Source organism: Polaribacter sp. SA4-12 (assembly GCF_002163675.1).
GTDB lineage: Bacteria > Bacteroidota > Bacteroidia > Flavobacteriales > Flavobacteriaceae > Polaribacter.
In genome coordinates, this window is sequence record NZ_CP019334.1 from 1,799,647 (window position 1) to 1,820,217 (window position 20,571).

Sequence of the window (20,571 nt, forward strand, 5' to 3'; positions counted from 1 at the left end):
AAGGTTAATCATAAACATTTAAGTTTTTGGTTATAGTTAGTTGTTTTATTTAAAACCCCATCATTTTAATGATGGGGTTTTTGTTTATTATTTTTTAATAAGGTGACTAAGGTCATTTTAATTCTCTTAAAAAAACATTAATATGGTTGCTGTGTAGTATCATTAATAAAACACGAGCAATTATGAAAAATCTTCAAAAAATTTTAACTCAAATCACACAGCTCACTACTAATATTGAAACTAATTACCCAGAGTTATATAGATTCTTAGATGAAAACCCTATGACAATTCCTTCAATGAATCATCCTCACATAGACTCTAAAGTGATGCAAGATTATCTAGAAAGTTTAAAACAATTATTACATCATCATTTAGAAACACACAAAGCAAAATAGTTAGAACAATTAAAAAATTAATATCATGGGAGAAATAGCTACATCAGAAAAACAAATTACATTGTTTTATAGTTCAAAATCTGTGAGAGCAAAACAAACATTGGCTTATGCTAAAGCAGAAGGTTTGCCTATTCTAGAAATTGATATTTTAAAAACAAAAATAACAGGAACTCAAATTATTGAACTTGCTGATAGATTACACATTAATGTAGTAGACTTGGTAAACCAAGAACACCCTGCATATAAATCAAAATTTCAATCTCATGATTTATCTACAAATGATTGGATTAAAATGATACAAAACAATCCTGAAATAATGAAACAACCTATTGCTTTACGTGGAGATATTACCATTTTAGTAGAAACTCCTACAGATATTATTAAAATATAAATGAAAAATAAAATTCTTATTTCTCTTTTTACATTTATAATATGTGTTGGATGTAAATCACAGGTAACTCAAATTAAACCAGAAAACACAAGAGGAGTTCCTGTTAAGGAGCATATAATACAAGCTTTATTATGGCAACAAAATGCTGCAGAATACAAAGCATTAACATACCAAGCCTATAATTTAGCACAATTTCAATTAGACAAAATTCTTACTAAAAATACATTTAAAAAACCAATTGCTATTGTTACAGACATTGATGAAACTGTGCTAGATAATAGTCCTTACAGCGGAAAACAAGTAGAATTAGATGAAAACTATTCTTCTTTAAGATGGACTGAATGGGTAAATAAGAAAAAAGCTGGAGTTATTCCTGGAGCTTTATCGTTTTTTAAATATGCTAAAAGTAAGGGAGTTGAAATATTTTATATTTCTAACAGATCATCAAAACAAACAAAAGAAACAATTGAAAATTTAAAATTAAAAGGATTTCCTTTTGCAGATGAATCTCATGTAATTTTGAAAAACAGTAACAGTGAAAAAGAAACTAGAAGAAATTATGTTAGAAAAACGCATGAAATAGTATTGTTTCTTGGTGATAATTTATCTGATTTTTCATCAATATTTGAAAACCGTTCTACAATTCAAAGAAATAAAAGTGTAGATAGTTTAAAAACTCTTTTTGGAAAAAAATATATCGTTTTTCCTAACCCAATTTATGGAGATTGGGAAACAAAAGGTATTTTAGAAGGTAAATATAAATGGACAGATTTTCAAAAAGATTCTATTCGTCATAAAAAAATACTTTCTTATTAAATAATCAATTTTATCAAAAATGATTCACATCATTTTCATACTACCTATAATTTCAGATATTTAGATATAAGTTTTTAAATATTTATTATTATGGAAGAGATCCTTATTTACAACTCAAATATGCATTTTGAACATCTACAATGGAAAGAAGAACTTTCTTTTTGGAATGATGAATTAAAGTTTTTTAACGACAAAATAAATGAACTAATAAAACGCGGAGCAAACAAAAATGTCCTTGCTAAACTAGCACATTATCAAAACGAATTTATACTTCATATAACAATTATGGGGATTATACATGGAGGTATAGAAGAGCTTGAAATTAAAATTGCTACACAAAGTGAAGAAAACACAAGTGCATTCGATAAAAAAATGATAAAAATACATGGTGATTTCAGAGTTAAATTTAAAAGACAAAGAAAAGTTTATTCTAATCTTAAGAAAAGTTTTTTTAGATTTATTAAAATATACATGTAAGTAAGGTATCGCTTCTGGTGCATTTAAAATTTCCTGATAAAATGGGACTTAAAAGATATAATAAACTTTTTAGTGTACTTACAAAGTACGGCTTTAGGGATGTTATGGCTAATAAACAATTACAAAAACTTGTTCCAAATAGCTATCTAAAAGAGCATCCTGATACTCAAAAATCACTTTCTTTTTCAACGTATGAACGCATTCGTATGGTTTTAGAAGAATTAGGTCCAACTTATGTAAAACTGGGTCAAATATTTAGTAATAGAGAAGATGTTTTACCACCAGACTTAATTAAAGAATTAGAAAAATTACAAGATCATGTTGCTACTCCAAATCATTTTAATATAAATGAAATTATTGAAAAAGAACTTAATATTACAATTTCTGAGTATTTTAAATCAATAGATGCTACACCTATTGCTGCAGGATCACTTGCTCAAGTACATAAAGCACAACTAATAACTGGTGAAGTAGTGGCGCTTAAAATTCAGCGTCCGAATATTATAGAAATAATTGAAGCTGATATTTTGGTCATGAAACAAGTTGCCAAAAATTTAGTGAAATACAGCTATCAAGCCAAAGTTTTTCAGCCAATGCAAATTGTTGATACTTTTGAAAAAAGTATTAAAGAAGAGCTTCAGTTTTTAAGGGAAGTGAATAACATGAGTCGTTTTGCTAAGAATTTTGAAGGCAATGAAATTATCTATGTTCCAAAAGTGTATACCTCTTTGTGTACAGATAAAATTATCTGTATGGAGTTTATAAACGGTATAAAAATATCGGAAAAGGACATTTTAAATTCCATGAATTTAGACCCTAGAATTGTTGCAAAAGTTGGTGTAGATTTATACTTGCAACAAGTATTAGATTTTGGTTTTTTTCATGCAGACCCTCATCCAGGTAATATTTTTATCATTCCAAAAACTGGGCAGATTTGTTTTATAGATTTTGGCATGATGGGAACTATTGTGCCAGAAGACAAAGATGCTTTAGGTGATTTTCTTCTTTGTTTTCTTAAAAAAGACATTAAAAAAATTATCCCAATTATAGAAAAAATTGCAGTAAAAACTGATATTTCTGATTATAAAAAACTGGAATACGATTTGTATGAGTTAATTGATGGTGTTAGTAATAGGTCTTTAGGTAACATAAAATTAGGAGACACATTAACAAAGTTTAAAAGAGTTATGTATAATAATAAGATAGTTTTACCACATTTTTTATATATGCTTATAAGGGCTTTAATAATTATTGAAGGTGTAGGTCTTAAACTAGATCCAGAATTTAATATAACAGAGAACTTACAACCTTATATTGCTAAGATCACAAGAAAACGATTCAGCTTAAAAAAACTGTTTAAAAAGAATTTAACTCGTTTTCAAAACGTGAGTAATCTTGTAGATAACCTTCCTGATGATATTGATACAATTCTTAAGAAAATTAAAGAAGGAAAACTAGTTATAATTCATGAACATAAAGGGCTTAAAAAGTTTCAAAAAGCAACTACCACAGCAGTAAATCGTTTAGTTTTTGCTATTATCATCGCTGCTTTATCTATTGGTTCTTCAATTTTAGTTATTGCAAAAATGCCACCTTTAATTAAGGGTGTTCCTCTTTTAGGGGTTTTAGGTTTTTTATTATCAGCAATATTGGGTCTTTATATTATATTTTCAATATTTAAGAAAAATAATTTTTAACTACTTTTCATTACTAAAAAATAAAACACGCTATTTTTCATCAGAATATCGATTAAACAAACTTCTTTGTAGTACTTTTTTGGCATCACTTAAAAGCTTTTCAACTTCATCAATAGTTTTATTTTGCATTTCTGCAATTTCATCCACTTTTAATTTGCTGTTTGTATACAAGTAGAAAATTTCACGCATTGTAGACGGCATATTATGTAATACCAGTTCTATATGCTCATTAATTTTATCGTCTCCTAATTGCTCGTCTAATTTTTCTACTAAATCCTTCTCATTATCTTCTATAAATACTTGGTTTAGCGTATAATCATTATGATTATACGACATGTCGTCTAATTCTTCAATCATTAATAGATCTCCTCCTCCATCCGAACTAAATTTCTCTTGCATTTCATCCCATTCAGGTTTAGAATAATCATCAATATTATTAAAAAATAACTCATTAAATTCTTCTTCCATAATTAAATCATCTAACAAATCATTAGTTTTTTTAAATAACCATAAGTAAAAGTCTTTTTTATTTTCTACCTCTTCAATATTATCATAAATTGTTATAAAAAGTTGGTCTATAATATCATCTGCTTTGTATTTCTTTTTAGAAAAATGACCTTTCTTTATTGCTGTAATTAATCTTCCTTTTACATATTTTCTTATTTCTGGTAAAATTTTTAAGACTAATTCATTAAAAGAAACTTGATTATCTTCTTCTTTAAGTTTAATTAAACTAGAAAATGATTTGGTTACAAAAAGACGAAACTCATTTTTGTTTTGATAATAAGAAATGCTCGTTTTCATAATATATACTTTTAATATTATTATAAAGCTACAAACTAAAACAGAATAATAGAATGATAATAATCAGTAAAATTGATTTTAAAACTAATACCTTCTATTTATTTCAATCTATCCTTATAGAGGTAAATGTGAAGTTAGCTCTAAATAGGTAAAATAATTGTCTTTAAATTTAAAATTATTTTTTGCTCCACAATCCATTTAATATCAGTAGTTTTGCACGCATTTAAAAAATAAGCTTACAATGAAGCGTATAAAAGAATATAAAAAACTTTTTGAGGTAGAAGGTCCTATTAATTTAAAAGATCTAAAAAAATCTTACAGAGGTTTGGTTAAAGAATGGCATCCTGATAAATTTACTGATGAAGTAAAGAAAGAAGAAGCAGACGTTATGAGTACTCAAATTATTGATGGGTATCATTTTTTAGTAAGTATTGCTCCAGAAACGAAAGCAGCAAATTTAGACGCTTATAAAACGACTATAACAGAATTTCAAGTTGCAGATTGGCACCATAAAAGCATGTTATTAGAAGTTACTTTTACTGATGGAAATAAATACGAATACTTTGGTGTTAGTAAAATTCTTTTCGGAAAATTTATAAACGCAAAATCTATGAACAACTTTGGTAAGAGAAATATTTTTAATTCTTTTACTTACAGAAAATCTATGAAAGCTTCTGTAGAAGTTTAATCGTTTTTCTTTAAAAATAAATAAAAAAAGAGATTACATTAAATGTAATCTCTTTTTTTATGAATAATAATTAGAAAACTTACTCTAAAGCTCCTAAATAACGTTCTGCATCTAAAGCCGCCATACAACCTGTACCTGCAGCGGTTACAGCTTGTCTGTATTCTTTATCTTGAATATCTCCAGCAGCAAAAACTCCTGGTAAATTCGTTTTAGTAGATTTCCCTTTGGTGATTAAATATCCTGTTTCATCCATATCTAAAACACCTTTAAATAAGTCTGAATTTGGAGTATGACCAATTGCAATGAAAACTCCTGTTACAGGAATATCTGTTGTTTCTTTTGTCTGATTATTGATAGCTCTAACACCTTCAACAACATTAGAACCTAAAACCTCATCTATTTCGGTGTTGTATAGAACTTCAATATTTTTAGTTTTATTAACTCTATGTTGCATCGCTTTAGAAGCTCTCATAAAATCTTTACGAACCAATATTGTAACTTTATTACAAATATTAGATAAGTAAGTCGCTTCTTCTGCAGCAGTATCTCCTGCTCCAACAACTACTACATCTTGACCTTTATAGAAAAAGCCATCACAAGTTGCACAAGCAGAAACTCCTCCACCAATTAAACGTTGCTCACTTTCTATCCCTAAATATTTTGCAGTTGCTCCTGTAGAAATAATTATTGTTTCTGCTTCTATTTCTTTAGACTCATCAACAATAACTTTATGAATTCCACCAACTTCTTCGCTTAACTCAACTTTTGTAACCAAACCAAAACGAACTTCTGTACCAAAGCGTTCTGCTTGCTTTTTTAAGTCTTCCATCATTGCAGTTCCATCTGTACCTTCTGCATAACCAGGAAAATTATCAACTTCAGTTGTTGTTGTTAATTGACCTCCCATTTGCATACCTGTATACATAATAGGTTTCATGTCTGCTCTAGCTGCATAAATTGCGGCAGTATATCCTGCAGGACCAGAACCTATAATTAAACATTTAATTTTTTCTATTGTATCTGACATAATATTCTGTATCGCTTTTAGAATTGTAAAAATATAGCTTTTTAGCACTTATAAAAACGAATGTTTATAAGTTTTTATAATGAAAACATAGTCAAATTTAATTAACTAATAATAATTATTAAATTGATTGTTTTATTACAAAAAGGATGTATCTTTGCAGTCCTTAAATGAACAATCATTTTCGGGGTGTAGCGTAGCCCGGTCATCGCGCCTCGTTTGGGACGAGGAGGTCGCAGGTTCGAATCCTGCCACCCCGACTGAAACTAAAAAACCTTGATAAATTTTATCAAGGTTTTTTTTTGTTTTAAACATTCGCATATCTATAACCTAAGTCATTTCTATAGTGGCTTCTTAATTATATTTTAGTAAAGTTAGAGTAGTTTTAATATAACAAAATAGCGAGAAAAATTTATCCTATAAATAGTATTCGAATTACTATAGAGCATAAAATATTCAATTTAATTATTACCAGGTTATAAAGAGAAAACGAATAGAAATCACACAATGAATATAGGCTTAGTTCTTTCTAAAGGTGGCGCAAGAGGCGCTAGAAGAGTTTGGTATTTCACCAACTCATATTTATGGAACAAGTGCAGGAGCTATTTTAGGCTCACTATATGCTGCTGATATAAACTGGTCTGAAATATTGCATTTTTTTAAAACCATACCAATATTTCAAACCAATAGATACGCACGCAATAAGCCTAGTTTATAAATTTATAAATTTTTATGATGATAGAGGAACTTTAAATAATTTTCCTTTAGAACTCCTAATGAAAGATTGTGGTAGAATTATAGGTGTCTATGAAAATCATTTAAAAAACATAACTATTAAAGTAACTTCAGCATCTCTGCTAAAATTTCCTGATTGTGATTTGGTCGTTTATCTAGAAAAGCTCATTAATTATGGTACTTTTGATATGAGTAATATTGATGCTATTTTTAACTTAGGCTATACAAACACTAAAAGAGCCTTAATAAACAATAAAAACCTACTAATAAATAATTAAAATAAATACCCAAACATTTCATTTTACTGATTTTTATCATTTTTTTCCGTAATTATTAACTATATATTTGGTTCAATATGGATAGATATTCTTCATTTTTTTTTAACGAAAAAACTTTAGATTACATATCTGATATTCTTATCCGTTAGCATGCTTTTGGTTTAGCATTCTGATGGATAATTTTTACGTTTTTAGAACTCAGTAACAAATCCCCCCATTAAAAATACAGCAGCTTATACATCAAAAGGAATAGTAAAACAAAAATCACTCTAGAATGATAGCCGAATTAAAAGACGATACAATTTTTAAACGCATTTTTGAATTTTCTATTGAAGGTATTTTAGTCATTGATGATAATGGATCTATTATTAAGGCCAATCCTGCTATCGAACAAATGTTTGGTTATAATACTGGCGAATTGTTAGAGAAAAAGATAGAAACTCTAATTCCAAATATATTCCAAATAACAGTTGGTTCTCACAAAATAACATATCTCAAAAAACCTATAACAAAACGCATAGGTGAAGATTTAGATGTATTTGGCATAAACAAAAATGGTTCTAAGTTTCCGATAGAAATAAGTTTAACTTCTTCTAAAACTGATAATAAGCAAGTATTACTCGCTTTTGTAATTGATATTACAAAACGCATATTGGCAAGTCAAAAACTAATTGAGTGTAAGCGTAAAATAGCAGAATCTCAGCGTCTAGCACATGTAGGTAATTGGTGTTGGAATATACAAACCAATGAAAGAAATTGGTCTGACGAGTTTTATAGAATTTGCGGTCTTATACCTGGAGACAAAGATCTTAATTCAGAAACTGCCATAGAACTTATCCACCCAGAGGACAGAGAAAGCACTTTAGAAATTATAAATAATGCTATTGAAAAGCAAGTACCATATAAATACAAGAAAAGGATTTTGAGACCAGATGGTACCATTAGACACATTATAACAAAAGGAGAAATATCTTTTGATAAGAATAAAAAACCAATAGAAATATTTGGTACCATGCAAGATATTACCACACATAAAAAAATTGAAAATGAGCTAAAAAACAGTAAAAAAAGAAATCAAGATATATTAGAAACTTTACCCGATTTAATGATTCTCTATGATAAATACGGAAACCTTCTTGAATTCCATAATCCAGAAGGAGTTGAGTTAGAAGAAAATATAGGTAAAAACATCGATAGAATATTCCCTGAAAAGGTTTGTAAAAGAATAAGAGGAGCGTTTGCTAAATGCGAAAAAACAAAAAAAACTCAAATAATTGAATATTCACTTACCCTTAAGGGTAAGTTAATACATATAGAATCACGAATAGTTAAAACAGAAGAAGGTCATTTTTTATCGATTATACGCAACATCACAGAAAGTAAAAATGCTGAAAAGATAATCTTAGAAAACGAACAAAGACTTAAACTTACCTTAGAAGCAGGCGAGTTTGGTTCTTGGGACTGGAATTTAATTTCTAATGAAATAGTAAGAGACACCTATCAAAACTCATTATTTGGTATGAAAGCAGAAGAATATACTGCTACCTATGAATCTTTTTTAAAGAAAATACACCATGAAGATAGAGACAATGTACAATTTATAATTTCTGAAGCAATAAAAAATACAAGTAGTTACGCCATAGAATATAGAATAATACACCCTGATTTATCTGTTCATTGGCTTAATGAAAAAGGTAATATTTATAGAAACAAACACGGGAAACCTGTTCGAATTATAGGTGTAACCAATAGTATTACAAAGCAGAAAAAAGCAGAAGAAAAATTAAAAGAAAGCGAAGAGAGATTACGTAATTATACTATAGAGTTAGAAGAAAAAGTAGCAGAACGAACTAAAGAACTTACAACAACGGTTCAAAAACTAGTAGCATCTAATTTAAGCCTTGAAGACCAAATATTAATAACTGAAGAAGCAGAAATTATAGCCTTAAGCAGTAAACAACTAATTGCCAACATTACTAAAAATTTTCCCAAAGGATTTGTTGCCGTTGTTGATACAAATTTTAACATTATTTTTATTGAGGGTGAAGAATTCGAGGAGCTATGTTTTAAAGGTTATCCTGATAAAGAGATTACAATTGACCTGATTAAAAGTTTACTGGAAGATGCAAAAACAAAAGTTAAAAATAAAATTAAGAAATCACTAAAAGGAAAACACTGTTCTTTTGAAGTGAAATTTCAAGAAAGAACATATCTGGTGAATACAACACCACTTTTTGATCTTGAAAAAAAAATAACTCAAGTTTTACTTGTCTACAACAACATTACAGATCAAAAACAAGCAGAACTTAAAATATTAAATACCTTAAAAGTAGAACAAGAATTAGGTGAATTAAAATCACGCTTTATCTCTATGGCTTCCCACGAATTCAGAACACCATTAAGTGCTATTTTATCTTCTGCTATATTAATTGAAAAACAAAACGAAAATGGTAAAGAAGATAGAAGACTGAGGCATATTTCTAAGATAAGATCGAATGTTAAAAACCTAGTCGTTATACTTAATGACTTCTTATCTTTAAGTAAATTAGAGGAAGGAAAAGTGATTATACAACCTTCGAAGTTTAATATCATAGAATTTTCAAAATCTTTGATAGAAGAAATTCAAGATATCAAAAAAAATGGTCAGACCATAAATTTTACTCACAATCAATTAACTAAAGACGTTTTTCTTGATCAAAAATTATTTAAACATATTGCCTTTAACTTGCTCTCTAATGCCATCAAATATTCAGAAAAAAATACAGAAATCACTTACAAAATAAAAAGTAGTCATTCTAAATTACAAATTGAAATAATAGATCAAGGTATTGGCATCCCTATTAAAGATCAAAATAATATGTTTCAAAGGTTTTACCGTGCCAACAATGCTGCAAACATACAAGGAACTGGTTTAGGATTAAATATCGTAAAACAATATACTGAGTTAATGGGAGGCAACATAAAGTTTAAAAGTCAAGTAAACAAGGGCTCAACTTTTTACATTGAGTTTCCTTTAAATTTAAAGAAATGAAAAAAGTATTATTAATTGAAGACAATCAGGATGTTCGAGAAAATACTGCCGAAATTCTTGAACTCGAAAATTATAAGGTAATTACCGCAGAAAACGGGAAAACTGGCGTTTCAAAGGCCTACAAATTTGTGCCTGATATTATTTTGTGTGACATTATGATGCCTGAATTAGACGGATATGGCGTATTCGAACGTGTTAGTAAAAATACAAAAACCTCTGCCATCCCTTTTATCTTTTTAACAGCAAAATCTGAAAAATCTGATATGAGAAAAGGAATGAATTTAGGTGCTGACGATTACTTAACCAAACCTTTTGAAGAAGAAGAATTATTAGGAGCGATAAAAAGCCGTTTAAAAAAGAATTCCTTTTTGAAAAGAAAATTTTCTAAGAGTATTAAAGGTATAAATGAATTTTTAAAAGAAGCTTCAGAATATTTAAATCTAGAAGATCTATCTAAAGACAGAAGCCTTCAAAAATACAAAGACAAAGAAACTATTTTTACAGAAGGCAAAATAGCACATCGTTTATTTTTTGTGCATAGCGGAACCGTAAAAACGTATAGAAGTACAGAATCTGGAAAAGAATTTGTAACAGGTATATTTCGTCCTGGAGATTTTATAGGTCAATTATCTCTCTTAGGCGATAATAAAACTTATATAGAAACCGCTACGGTTTTAGGTGAAGCAGAAGTTTACGAAGTACCTAAGGTTGATTTCATTAAATTATTATATGGAAATAAAGAGGTCTCTAATAAATTTATTGGTATGATATCTAATAATATGATTCATTTACAACAACAGTTAGTAGATATGGCTTTTGCTACGGTTCGTCAAAGAACAGCAAAAGCATTATTAGAACTAGATACAAAGGGAATGATGAAAGATGAAAGACACGTTGGTATTAGTATTCCTAGAGAAGATTTTGCAGGAATTATAGGCACAGCAACAGAAACTGCTATAAGAATGCTAACCGAATTTAGAAACGAAGGCTTAATTGGCGTAGAAAAGGGTAGAAAACTTGTTTTATTTGATAAAGAAAGTTTAAAAGAAATAGCAGAATTTGGCTAGTATATTATAAAATTAGACGCTCTAAATTTAAAATAAAATACCTAAAAAATATTGAATTGACTCAGATCATTCATTTTATATTTTTACATGATTAACTTAGCTGTAAAACAAATAATGCATTGCCTTTACTAAATATAGAATGAACTTTAAAATACAAAAAACCAGTCCTAAAAGGGTTTTATTAAAATCATATATAGATTTTCAATCCATTGAAATAGTTCTAAAAATTATTAAAGAATATAAAAACAAGAACCTACAAATATCCGTTATTGGAAAATTTCATCAAAAAAAATTAAACAATGTAGAAAACCCAGTTACTTTAGAAAATCGATATAAAAAATTATTTGAATCTTCTGAAGGTTTTGAAATTCTATCAAATCCGGAGATTGGAACTATTTTTATTACGGGTTTCTTAGGAGCTCTGTTTTCTGAAGAAGTTGAACTAAAAAAAATAGGATCTATGCCTACAGGACCTTTTGGAATTTTAAGAGGCTTAGGCATTGATAAGGAAAAGGTAACGCACTTTATAAATATTTTAAATAAAGGAAATTATCTTCTGGTAATTAGAGGTAACGAAAATGAATTGACAAGTATAGAAGATCACTTAAATATATTAGAAAAAGTGTATATTTAAAGTAGAAGTATAACCAATACGCATAATTGACTAACCCAATTACATTAAAAAAAAATCATTATTGCATCTTTATATATTACATATTTATATCTTATGTAAACAACTTTTCCTTCTCTAAAATATGTGTATCCTTTAGATTAAAACCCAAATATTCTTCATTTTCAACCAACACTAATCGGTGTTATTTTTTTAAGTATACTTATATTATTTGTGATATTTTTTACGCCTTCAATATATTCTAAACTTCTTATTTTAGCATTTTTTGGAAATGGCTAATTTACTTTTTCAGATAAAAAAACATGTCCTTCTTTAACTTTTACATTAATTTCTTCATGAGAGACACAAAGATTCCACTCTAAGTCAATGATATTTTTTTTTGTGATTTCTGTATCACTGAAACTTTTTTCATTTTTAACTTTAATATTGTCTACAACGTCCTGAACTCCCTTTACTCTTTTTGCAAGTTTTTCTGCAGCTACTCTTTCTACTAAATAATTTACGCTCACCATAAGAGTTATATCACTTTTACCTAAACTCCCCCTACTTGAGTAGCATCAATCGTTGGTTGCCATTCTAATTCATTCAATGCGTCTTGTTTAATCCTTATCTGTTTACATGATATTATATGCTTAAATTAATAATTAAGACAAAGGTTTAACTTTTACATTTCGTTTGCATTTTAATAACTCTTATAATTAATCTCCAAAATATTCACCTAATGCACTATGCAATTGTTCTAATCTTTTTTCTTGTTTTTTAATTCTCTTTTTTAATCTTTTTTTTCTTGCTTTTTCAAATGAATTCACAACAATACGTTCATAACCTTCTATACGAGATTCCATCTTGTTTATTCGAGATATTGTTTTTCCCTTAACTTCTTTTAAAGTAAATTTTCTTTTTGCTTCTAAGTTTGCAACTTTAGTTTTTCGACGTGCTTTTAAAGCATCAATCTTTATTTTAACTTTTCTCTTTTCGGTTGTTAAAGCTTTTTTAAGCTTTTCGCGTTCCTCATCAATTTTATCTTCTAACTCCTCAATCTGCTCATCTAAATAATCGTCAAATTCTATTGCTGCTTCACTCATTAAAATTTCTGAAGTAATAGGTGAAAGAGCATTCTCTATAAAAACAGCACTATCTTCGCTTACCTCTGCAATAATAGCTACAACACCTATACTTAACTTATTACTAACTTTTTTTATAAAGTCTTTTTCAAATTCATAACGACTAATATCCACAACAGCTCCTATGGCTAAACCAGAATATAAGCCGATAACAAAACCTACTGGTCCTACAAGTACTCCTAATAATCCTCCTACAGCAGCACTAGTTAAGGTTCTCCAACCTTGCCCCTCTGTTTTACCATCAAATACTTGATATTGATTATTTTCTATCTTACGAATCATCATATACTCATAAAGTGTAATATCTCCATAAGCATCTAATTCTTTAATTTTGCGCAAAGCTTCAATAGCTTTTGTTTCTTCCTTAAGAGGAACAACGATAATATTTGCCATTTTTTTTGTTTTTAAAATTTAATATAACTCTATGAAGATTATTTTTTTTACACGACAATTTATTTTTTATCTCCTAAATTAACATGATATAACGAGTGACACACTGACCTGGATCAGCGTTATAAAAGAATGTATTTATTTTTTATTTATGATACGATTTTTGCGTGAAGGATTGAAGTGAAAATCCCACAGCTCGACGAAGGAGAAGCGAGGAATTGTAGCGAAAAGCCTGACCCATGTGGGCACGCCCAAACTCTATGTCTTAAAACAAGAATTAACCTCTACTAATAAAAATATACGCAACGCCTAACACAATAACACAAGCAAAGGCATAAGCGACTAATTTTCCCGCTGTTTTTGATCCTTTTAAGAGTGTAATTAGAAGTTTCACCAACATATTGCTTATGGTAGCTGCAATAATAACTGAGGATGCTAATTTTAGTTTTTCGCCTTCTAAAGAGAATTTTGCCATGCTAATTGTAATGGCATCAGTATCTGCCAAACCAGCAATTAAAGCAGAGTAAAACAGACCATTTTCTCCAAAAAACTGATTGCTATAAAAAACTGCAAAAAGAATAATTACATACACAGCTCCAAAACTTATGGCATTGAGCACATTTAATGGATTACCAAGTTTAATATCGGTGTCTGGTTTATTATCGTCTTTTCTCATTAATAGTAAAGTAGCAATAATGCAAATCATTGTTAACAAACTAAATGGTATTGCTAATTCTTTTAAAATTGCATTATTAAAAATGTAAGACAAAAAAGCAAGTCTTGGAAACATAATTGCTGATGCTACAATAATACCTGCACTATATTTTTTAGAAAGCGCCGGAGATTCCTTACTTCTTGATGCGTAATTCCATGCTACTGCTGTACTAGAAATAAGTCCACCAAGAATAGCTGTAAGAATGATTCCTCTTTTGGAGCCCACAAATTTTACTAAAAAATAACCTATAAAGTTTAAAAAGGAAACAATTACAATAATAGAACCAATTTCAAAAGGGTTTAATAAACCCTCTGAATCAAACGTTTTGTTGGGTAGAAAAGGAAGTATTAATAAGGCAATTATAGAAAACTTTATAAATGCAAAAAGTTCTTCTGATGTAATATTACTGATTACTGAACGAAACCTTGTTTTAAGTGAAAGCAAGGTTACAATAATAACTGCTGTAGCAACTGCCTCTTTATAATAATCTACAGAAACCATTACTCCTAAAACAAAAGTTGCTATAAGTGCTAAATTAGTGGTTAAACCTTGTCCACATTCTTCTTTCTTTTTTACAAAATGCTGAAAAGCTAAAAACAAAATAAATGAGCCAAAACCAATAATAACAAACCAATTACTAAAAAAATCTGTTAAATTACCTACGGAAAAACCAAGAATTGCAACGATAGGAAAAGTTCGGATTCCTGCAAAACCTTTTTCTTTCAACCTATCATATTCTCTTTCTAGGCCAATAATAAGACCTATTCCTAGACTTATTAAAACCCCTAAAATATAAGGCCCAACTAGTTCTTGTATGTATTGATATGTTTGCATTTACTTTTTATTACGTATCCTTTTTTTAGATAAAAATATTTTAAGTAATTAGATAAATAGATCTGTTATGCTTTGTCGAAAAAATATTTTATACGTCTGTTTTTAAGATAACTACATCTCCTTTTAAAGGTACTTCATTTTTTTCTAGATAAAGATACCTTAAATAACTGACTACATAAACCAAAATTAATAAAATTAAAAGGCGGATAATTTCACCATAATAAAAATGATTATTAACCAAAAACGTCCTCAAAACTATATTAGGTGAGGACGTTCTATGAATTAATAAATCTTACGATTCTTTTCTGTACGAGATTACACTTCATTTACTAACTACATATATTTAGATAGAAATCTAAAAAATTCTTTTTTGAGATCGGCATAAATTTGCCTTTGAGTTTCCATTTTATCACGAAACTCTAAATGATTTTTCACCATATAAATGTCCATGAAATCATAACTTTTTTCACTATATTTAGAAATAATCATTTCATGCTTATTGATTGCTTCTACAATATCATCTATAACACCAGCATGAAGAATAAATTCATTCTGGTAATGTTCTAGTTGTGCAAGCACGTCTTTATCTGTCCAACGCGTTACTAGTTCATTTAATCTGTTATTGAACGATTTTAGCTCATCATCCCAAAAAATAAGTTCACGTTTCCATTGTACATGCTCAAAATGAAGGTTAACATTATTTAAAATTTTTGTTTCCATGGTCTTATTTTTTTACAATAATCTTTTAAGATTACATATTCATAATATAGCATAAAGGTTAAGAATTCTAGTCACTTTTAAAATGACCCAAATCATTTTAAATAACTCTGTAAAACCTATTAAACAAAAACATTTCCTCTTGAAAACGATTTATCATTAAGTAATATTAATCGTAATTTGGATACTTTTAAGTTTTCTTAAAACTAAAAAGACCTTGATAAATTTATCAAGGTCTTTTTTATTAAATAAGTAGAATAACTCTTATTACTTCACTAACATATTTCTAGTTGCAACAGTTCTAAAACCAATATGGTCTGAACCAGAATTAGGTTCCATTCCCATTCTTGCTGAAATTCTAAAACTAGCACAATAAGACTCATGACATAAAAAAGAACCACCTTTCATTACATATTCTGTTTGATAAGGATTACTTGGTGTATATGATTTATCTGCTCCTTTAGGATTATTAGAAACAACTGTTGGGTCTATCGTTTGATAATAATTTACATTAAACAAATCTGCTGTTATTTCCCAAACATTACCAGCCATATCATACAAACCAATACTATTTGCAGGATACGATTTTACAGGTGAAATATATTCAAATCTATCTTCTGTTACATTTTCTGTTGGAAATTTTCCTTGCCATGTATTTGCATTTGTATTTAAATCTTCATACTTATTTCCCCAAGAATAAATATTATCTTCAAATTTTCCTTGTGCTGCAGATTCCCATTCTGCCTCAGTTGGTAATCTTCTATTTGACCATTTACAGTAAGCCAAAGCATCTTCTTGAGCAATATGAACAACGGGATAATTATCATTTCCATCAATAGAACTACCTGGTCCTTCTGGTTGTTTCCAGTTTGCACCAATCTTCCAAACCCACCATTGTCCATAATTATCCATAGAAACAACACCTTTTGTATGTTTATTAAAAATTAAACTCCCTGGTTGTAAAACTGAATCTGCAGGTTTTGGAGTTCCTGGAGGTAAATCATTCTTTATAACATTCCAATCTATTTGTCTTTCTGCCACTGTGACATATTTTGTTTCATCAACAAATTCCTTAAATTGTTTATTTGTAACCTCATGAGAATCAATGAAAAAACCATCAACAGCTACTTTATGAGCGGGTTTTTCACGCGCCATTGCAAATCTATCATCGTTTTTTGCACCCATTAAAAAAGTTTTTGAAGCAACCCAGATCATTCCTTCTGGTGTCTCAACATTTTCTGTATTATTGGTTATTTTTATAATTTTATCTTCTTTTGGTACTTTCTTTTGATTACAGCTAACAATTACAAATGCAGTTAATACAACTGATGTAAATAATGTCTTAAAATTCATACTTATAATTTAATTTTAAGCAAATATAGATATTCTTATTACTTGCTTTTTTAACTCCTTAAACTCATTTATTTTTTTTAACAAAAATTTATTGTTTAACAAAATTATAAATTCGTTAAACATCTGTATCTTTACATAAATTAAAATAAATTATGGCTCGCAAAAAAAATATCACCAAAGACAACCTAATAAACTGGTATATGGAATTTGTTTTAGAGAACAATCATCAACCAAAATCAGTATTCAGTTTTGCAAAAGAAAATAATTTTGAAGAAGCTGATTTCTATAAGTTCTATGGCTCTTTTGAAACTATTGAAGAAGCTATATTTTCAGATTTCTTTCATCACACAATAACAGTTTTGAATAAAAGTGAGGACTATGAAAGTTACGATAAAAGAAACAAATTATTAAGTTTTTACTTTACTTTTTTTGAGATACTTACAGCCAATAGAAGCTATGTTGTATATGCTTTAGAAAGTGCTAAAAAAGATCTTAAAAAGTTAAAATCAATAAAATCCTTAAGAACAGCTTACATAAAATATATTGAAGATTTAAATATTGATAGAATTGAGTTAAAACAAGAAAATTTAGAAAAAATTCAAAATACATCAATAAAAGAATCTTCTTGGATTCAATTAATAATTACCATGAAATTCTGGTTAGATGATGTTTCTCCTTCATTTGAAAAAACAGATATTTTTATAGAGAAATCAATCAATGCTGGTTTTGATTTAATGGATATAAAACCTTTAAAAAGCATCATCGATTTCGGAAAATTCATCCTAAAAGAAAAAGTAAACTTTAACTAAAACAGCTGTATGAAAACAATTGATTCTATACCAACTTCAAAAATGCAACGTGCTTCTAAGTTAGTTACAACTGGTGCTAAAATTGGAGTGAATTATCTTAAATATTATGGTGATAAAATTACTAAAACAGAAGATGAAGCTAAAGCACGTTTGAATGAAAATAATGCAGAAGATATATATGATGGTTTAAAAACACTAAAAGGTTCTGCCTTAAAAGTGGCGCAAATGTTGAGTATGGAAAAAAGCATTCTACCTCAAGCCTATGTAGAGAAGTTTTCACTTTCGCAATTTTCTGTACCTCCACTTTCTCCTGCTTTAGTTACCAAAACTTTTAATAAATATTTTGGAAAAAATCCAAATGAAATTTATGATAAATTTGATGCTGTTTCAGTAAATGCGGCAAGTATTGGTCAAGTTCATAAAGCTGAAAAAGACGGAAAAGAATTGGCTGTAAAAATTCAATATCCTGGTGTTGCTAAAAGTATCTCGTCAGATTTAGCTTTGGTAAAACCAATTGCAATTAAAATGTTTAACATTAAAGGAAAAGATTCTGATAAATATTTTAAAGAAGTAGAAAACAAGTTGGTTGAAGAAACGAACTATATCTTAGAAGTTGAACAAAGTAAAGAAATTGTAGCAGCTTGTAAACACATACCTAATCTTAATTTTCCAGAATATTATTCAGATTTATCTACAGATAGAATTATTACGATGGATTGGATGCATGGTCTACATTTATCTGAATTTACTACAAACAATGAAGAAGTTTCTAATAAATTAGGACAAGCATTGTGGGATTTTTATATGTTTCAGATGCATAAATTAAAAAAAGTACATGCAGATCCTCACCCTGGGAATTTTCTTGTATCAAAAGAAAACGAACTAATTGTAATCGATTTTGGCTGTATGAAAACGATTCCTATGGAATTTTACACTCCTTATTTCGAATTAGCGAAACCAGAAAACATTTCTGACCCAGTTCTTTTTGAACAAAAATTATACGAATTAGAAATCCTTAGAGAAGATGATTCTAAAGAAGAATTAGACTTTTTCAGAGCAATGTTTCATGAAATGTTAAGTTTGTTTACACAACCATTACATCAACAATTTTTTGATTTTTCTGATGAAAATTTCTTTGGTAAAATTTCAGATTTAGGACAGAAATATGCAAAAAGTACAGAACTTAAAAATATGAATGGAAATAGAGGTTCTAAACACTTTATTTATATAAACAGAACGTTTTTTGGTTTGTATAACTTAATGCACGATTTAAAGGCAAAAAATGTAAAAATCAATAATTTTAAATCTTTTTAGTGGCTTTTTTCAACAATAAAAACATAGAAAACTTAGAACATCTTTATAAGATAAACCTTATAAATAGTTGCTCGGGCTTTAAATCGGCAAACTTAATAGCTTCAATATCAAGTGATGGAGTGTCTAATGTTGCCATATTTAGTTCTGTTACTCATTTAGGTTCTAATCCGCCAACTTTAGGCTTTATTTTAAGACCTACAACAATACCAAGAGATTCTTACAAAAACATAAAAGAAAATGGTATTTTTACAATTAATCATATTTATGAAGATATTATAGAGGATGCACATCATACATCAGCAAAATACACAGAAGAAATTTCTGAGTTTGATGTTACCAACCTAGAAGAAGAATTTAAAGGGAGTTTTAAAGCTCCTTTTGTCAAAAATTCTCCAGTACAAATGAGTATGAAATTTGTTGAAGAAATATATGTTGCCTCAAATGATGTACTTTTAATTGTAGCTCAGATTCAAGAATTATATGTAAAAGATGAGTTGCTTGAAAACGATGGATTGATAAATTTATCAAAAGGAAATATTGCAACTATTAATGGATTAGACACCTATGCAATTCCTAAGTTTAAAAAACAATTGTCTTATCAAAGACCTAAAAAGGGAGAACAAAGTGTTTAAAAATTATCCCAATAGTTAATACTTATAACCAAACGTTGTATATAGTTTATAACGTGATAATTTAAATCTATTAAAAATGAACATAGATGGTATAGCAATTGATAGAATAATAGAAATGGCTTGGGAGGATAGAACAACTTTTGAAGCGATTCTTTTTCAGTTTGGTTTAAAAGAACAAGATGTAATTCATTTAATGCGAAGAGAAATGAAGCCTAAAAGCTTCAAAATTTGGAGAGAAAGAGTACAAGGAAGAAAAACTAAACATGAAAAATTAAGAGTCTTTGCCAAAGGTAGATTTAAATGTTCTAGACAAAAAGCAATATCAGGTAACGCTATTTCTAAAAGATAAAAAGAATAGAATTACAAAACAATGTAAAATAGTAAATAATGACATTAATAGAAAAAGCATTAGAATTTGAAACAAGAAAAATGAGGTTTCCAACTACTAGCGATCGTGTGCTAGCAGCTAGAGAAGCAAAATCTTTAATTTTAAGTTTGAATGAAGTTTATAAAGAAAACAAAGATTCTGAAATCATGGACATCATGAAACGATTAACTCTTATTAAGCAAAAAATTGAAAGACGTTTAAAAGGAAAACCTTTAACATCATAATAAATTAAGTTTTTTCTTGCTTTTTTAACTTTTTTAT

At 28.5% G+C, this 20,571-nt stretch carries 23 protein-coding genes and 1 tRNA gene; 17 read left to right on the top strand and 7 right to left on the bottom strand.

From position 1 onward, the window contains the following. Positions 1 to 182 precede the first annotated feature (182 nt). From BTO07_RS07765 to BTO07_RS07785, 5 genes are all read left to right on the top strand, one after another. On the top strand, positions 183 to 395 hold the full coding sequence (locus tag BTO07_RS07765; protein WP_087520694.1) for a hypothetical protein: 213 nt from the start codon (positions 183 to 185) through the stop codon (positions 393 to 395). Between the two features lie 25 nt (positions 396 to 420). After that, on the top strand, positions 421 to 786 hold the full coding sequence (locus tag BTO07_RS07770) for an arsenate reductase family protein (RefSeq protein WP_087520695.1): 366 nt from the start codon (positions 421 to 423) through the stop codon (positions 784 to 786). Then, on the top strand, positions 787 to 1,602 hold the full coding sequence (locus tag BTO07_RS07775) for a 5'-nucleotidase, lipoprotein e(P4) family (RefSeq protein ID WP_087520696.1): 816 nt from the start codon (positions 787 to 789) through the stop codon (positions 1,600 to 1,602). Positions 1,603 to 1,692: 90 nt separating this feature from the next. Continuing rightward, entirely contained in the window at positions 1,693 to 2,079 is a 387-nt protein-coding gene (locus BTO07_RS07780) for a hypothetical protein (protein WP_087520697.1), read from the top strand. Positions 2,080 to 2,120: 41 nt separating this feature from the next. Further along, positions 2,121 to 3,776: an ABC1 kinase family protein gene (locus BTO07_RS07785; RefSeq protein ID WP_087520698.1), complete on the top strand. Its 1,656-nt coding sequence runs from the start codon at positions 2,121 to 2,123 to the stop codon at positions 3,774 to 3,776. A gap of 30 nt (positions 3,777 to 3,806) precedes the next feature. Here BTO07_RS07785 and BTO07_RS07790 read toward each other — a convergent pair whose 3' ends face one another. After that, positions 3,807 to 4,580 (bottom strand): RNA polymerase sigma factor, encoded by a 774-nt coding sequence (locus BTO07_RS07790; RefSeq protein ID WP_087520699.1) that lies wholly within the window; start codon positions 4,578 to 4,580, stop codon positions 3,807 to 3,809. Positions 4,581 to 4,821: 241 nt separating this feature from the next. Here BTO07_RS07790 and BTO07_RS07795 point away from each other — a divergent pair, with 241 nt between their 5' ends. Beyond that, positions 4,822 to 5,268 (top strand): KTSC domain-containing protein, encoded by a 447-nt coding sequence (locus tag BTO07_RS07795; RefSeq protein WP_087520700.1) that lies wholly within the window; start codon positions 4,822 to 4,824, stop codon positions 5,266 to 5,268. A 79-nt stretch (positions 5,269 to 5,347) separates the two neighbouring features. Here BTO07_RS07795 and trxB read toward each other — a convergent pair whose 3' ends face one another. Continuing rightward, a complete protein-coding gene (gene trxB, locus BTO07_RS07800) occupies positions 5,348 to 6,295 on the bottom strand; it encodes a thioredoxin-disulfide reductase (RefSeq protein ID WP_087520701.1) in 948 nt (315 codons plus the stop codon). Positions 6,296 to 6,477: 182 nt separating this feature from the next. Here trxB and BTO07_RS07805 point away from each other — a divergent pair. The 6 genes from BTO07_RS07805 (at position 6,478) to BTO07_RS07825 (ending at position 12,037) form a co-directional block, all read left to right on the top strand. Next, positions 6,478 to 6,552 (top strand) — tRNA-Pro (locus tag BTO07_RS07805). Positions 6,553 to 6,827: 275 nt separating this feature from the next. After that, positions 6,828 to 7,010 carry a patatin-like phospholipase family protein gene (locus BTO07_RS17525; RefSeq protein ID WP_232457104.1) on the top strand — a complete coding sequence of 61 codons (183 nt, stop codon included), beginning with the start codon at positions 6,828 to 6,830 and terminating at the stop codon, positions 7,008 to 7,010. A 58-nt stretch (positions 7,011 to 7,068) separates the two neighbouring features. After that, complete coding sequence (locus BTO07_RS17530; RefSeq protein ID WP_232457105.1) at positions 7,069 to 7,305, top strand: hypothetical protein; 237 nt, start codon at positions 7,069 to 7,071, stop codon at positions 7,303 to 7,305. A 274-nt stretch (positions 7,306 to 7,579) separates the two neighbouring features. After that, positions 7,580 to 10,336: a PAS domain-containing sensor histidine kinase gene (locus BTO07_RS07815; protein ID WP_087520702.1), complete on the top strand. Its 2,757-nt coding sequence runs from the start codon at positions 7,580 to 7,582 to the stop codon at positions 10,334 to 10,336. After that, the gene (locus BTO07_RS07820) at positions 10,333 to 11,403 is read left to right on the top strand and encodes a response regulator (RefSeq protein WP_087520703.1); all 1,071 of its coding nucleotides are present in this window, start codon (positions 10,333 to 10,335) and stop codon (positions 11,401 to 11,403) included. The genes BTO07_RS07815 and BTO07_RS07820 overlap by 4 nt, the downstream gene beginning before the upstream one ends. 139 nt (positions 11,404 to 11,542) lie before the next feature. Next, positions 11,543 to 12,037 carry a hypothetical protein gene (locus tag BTO07_RS07825; RefSeq protein ID WP_087520704.1) on the top strand — a complete coding sequence of 165 codons (495 nt, stop codon included), beginning with the start codon at positions 11,543 to 11,545 and terminating at the stop codon, positions 12,035 to 12,037. A gap of 272 nt (positions 12,038 to 12,309) precedes the next feature. Here the strand turns inward: BTO07_RS07825 and BTO07_RS07830 are convergent, their stop codons facing one another. From BTO07_RS07830 to BTO07_RS07850, 5 genes are all read right to left on the bottom strand, one after another. After that, positions 12,310 to 12,543, bottom strand: a complete 234-nt coding sequence (locus BTO07_RS07830; RefSeq protein ID WP_157663309.1) for a BON domain-containing protein — start codon at positions 12,541 to 12,543, stop codon at positions 12,310 to 12,312. Between the two features lie 189 nt (positions 12,544 to 12,732). Next, positions 12,733 to 13,551 (bottom strand): DUF1269 domain-containing protein, encoded by an 819-nt coding sequence (locus tag BTO07_RS07835; RefSeq protein WP_087520706.1) that lies wholly within the window; start codon positions 13,549 to 13,551, stop codon positions 12,733 to 12,735. A 274-nt stretch (positions 13,552 to 13,825) separates the two neighbouring features. Then, positions 13,826 to 15,097, bottom strand: a complete 1,272-nt coding sequence (locus BTO07_RS07840) for an MgtC/SapB family protein (RefSeq protein ID WP_087520707.1) — start codon at positions 15,095 to 15,097, stop codon at positions 13,826 to 13,828. 333 nt (positions 15,098 to 15,430) lie between these two features. Then, positions 15,431 to 15,817: a hypothetical protein gene (locus BTO07_RS07845; RefSeq protein WP_087520708.1), complete on the bottom strand. Its 387-nt coding sequence runs from the start codon at positions 15,815 to 15,817 to the stop codon at positions 15,431 to 15,433. Between the two features lie 264 nt (positions 15,818 to 16,081). Next, a complete protein-coding gene (locus tag BTO07_RS07850) occupies positions 16,082 to 17,167 on the bottom strand; it encodes a formylglycine-generating enzyme family protein (RefSeq protein ID WP_087520709.1) in 1,086 nt (361 codons plus the stop codon). 152 nt (positions 17,168 to 17,319) lie between these two features. Here BTO07_RS07850 and BTO07_RS07855 point away from each other — a divergent pair, with 152 nt between their 5' ends. The 5 genes from BTO07_RS07855 (at position 17,320) to BTO07_RS07875 (ending at position 20,534) form a co-directional block, all read left to right on the top strand. Beyond that, positions 17,320 to 17,976, top strand: coding sequence for a TetR family transcriptional regulator C-terminal domain-containing protein (locus tag BTO07_RS07855; RefSeq protein WP_087520710.1), 657 nt, complete (start codon positions 17,320 to 17,322; stop codon positions 17,974 to 17,976). A gap of 9 nt (positions 17,977 to 17,985) precedes the next feature. Next, positions 17,986 to 19,290, top strand: coding sequence for an ABC1 kinase family protein (locus BTO07_RS07860; RefSeq protein WP_087520711.1), 1,305 nt, complete (start codon positions 17,986 to 17,988; stop codon positions 19,288 to 19,290). Then, positions 19,290 to 19,922: a flavin reductase family protein gene (locus tag BTO07_RS07865; protein WP_087520712.1), complete on the top strand. Its 633-nt coding sequence runs from the start codon at positions 19,290 to 19,292 to the stop codon at positions 19,920 to 19,922. The genes BTO07_RS07860 and BTO07_RS07865 overlap by 1 nt, the downstream gene beginning before the upstream one ends. A gap of 76 nt (positions 19,923 to 19,998) precedes the next feature. Further along, positions 19,999 to 20,271, top strand: coding sequence for a TIGR03643 family protein (locus BTO07_RS07870; protein ID WP_087520713.1), 273 nt, complete (start codon positions 19,999 to 20,001; stop codon positions 20,269 to 20,271). Between the two features lie 38 nt (positions 20,272 to 20,309). Continuing rightward, a complete protein-coding gene (locus tag BTO07_RS07875) occupies positions 20,310 to 20,534 on the top strand; it encodes a hypothetical protein (RefSeq protein WP_087520714.1) in 225 nt (74 codons plus the stop codon). The last annotated feature ends 37 nt before the right edge of the window (positions 20,535 to 20,571 follow it).

Excerpts from the sequence above, each read along its gene's own strand:
- BTO07_RS07765 (WP_087520694.1), top strand. The coding sequence starts at position 183 with ATGAAAAATCTTCAAAAAATTTTAACTCAAATCACACAGCTCACTACT.
- BTO07_RS07770 (WP_087520695.1), top strand. The coding sequence starts at position 421 with ATGGGAGAAATAGCTACATCAGAAAAACAAATTACATTGTTTTATAGT.
- BTO07_RS07775 (WP_087520696.1), top strand. The coding sequence starts at position 787 with ATGAAAAATAAAATTCTTATTTCTCTTTTTACATTTATAATATGTGTT.
- BTO07_RS07780 (WP_087520697.1), top strand. The coding sequence starts at position 1,693 with ATGGAAGAGATCCTTATTTACAACTCAAATATGCATTTTGAACATCTA.
- BTO07_RS07785 (WP_087520698.1), top strand. The coding sequence starts at position 2,121 with ATGGGACTTAAAAGATATAATAAACTTTTTAGTGTACTTACAAAGTAC.
- BTO07_RS07790 (WP_087520699.1), bottom strand. The coding sequence starts at position 4,580 with ATGAAAACGAGCATTTCTTATTATCAAAACAAAAATGAGTTTCGTCTT.
- BTO07_RS07795 (WP_087520700.1), top strand. The coding sequence starts at position 4,822 with ATGAAGCGTATAAAAGAATATAAAAAACTTTTTGAGGTAGAAGGTCCT.
- trxB (WP_087520701.1), bottom strand. The coding sequence starts at position 6,295 with ATGTCAGATACAATAGAAAAAATTAAATGTTTAATTATAGGTTCTGGT.
- BTO07_RS17530 (WP_232457105.1), top strand. The coding sequence starts at position 7,069 with ATGAAAGATTGTGGTAGAATTATAGGTGTCTATGAAAATCATTTAAAA.
- BTO07_RS07815 (WP_087520702.1), top strand. The coding sequence starts at position 7,580 with ATGATAGCCGAATTAAAAGACGATACAATTTTTAAACGCATTTTTGAA.
- BTO07_RS07820 (WP_087520703.1), top strand. The coding sequence starts at position 10,333 with ATGAAAAAAGTATTATTAATTGAAGACAATCAGGATGTTCGAGAAAAT.
- BTO07_RS07825 (WP_087520704.1), top strand. The coding sequence starts at position 11,543 with ATGAACTTTAAAATACAAAAAACCAGTCCTAAAAGGGTTTTATTAAAA.
- BTO07_RS07835 (WP_087520706.1), bottom strand. The coding sequence starts at position 13,551 with ATGGCAAATATTATCGTTGTTCCTCTTAAGGAAGAAACAAAAGCTATT.
- BTO07_RS07840 (WP_087520707.1), bottom strand. The coding sequence starts at position 15,097 with ATGCAAACATATCAATACATACAAGAACTAGTTGGGCCTTATATTTTA.
- BTO07_RS07845 (WP_087520708.1), bottom strand. The coding sequence starts at position 15,817 with ATGGAAACAAAAATTTTAAATAATGTTAACCTTCATTTTGAGCATGTA.
- BTO07_RS07850 (WP_087520709.1), bottom strand. The coding sequence starts at position 17,167 with ATGAATTTTAAGACATTATTTACATCAGTTGTATTAACTGCATTTGTA.
- BTO07_RS07855 (WP_087520710.1), top strand. The coding sequence starts at position 17,320 with ATGGCTCGCAAAAAAAATATCACCAAAGACAACCTAATAAACTGGTAT.
- BTO07_RS07860 (WP_087520711.1), top strand. The coding sequence starts at position 17,986 with ATGAAAACAATTGATTCTATACCAACTTCAAAAATGCAACGTGCTTCT.
- BTO07_RS07870 (WP_087520713.1), top strand. The coding sequence starts at position 19,999 with ATGAACATAGATGGTATAGCAATTGATAGAATAATAGAAATGGCTTGG.
- BTO07_RS07875 (WP_087520714.1), top strand. The coding sequence starts at position 20,310 with ATGACATTAATAGAAAAAGCATTAGAATTTGAAACAAGAAAAATGAGG.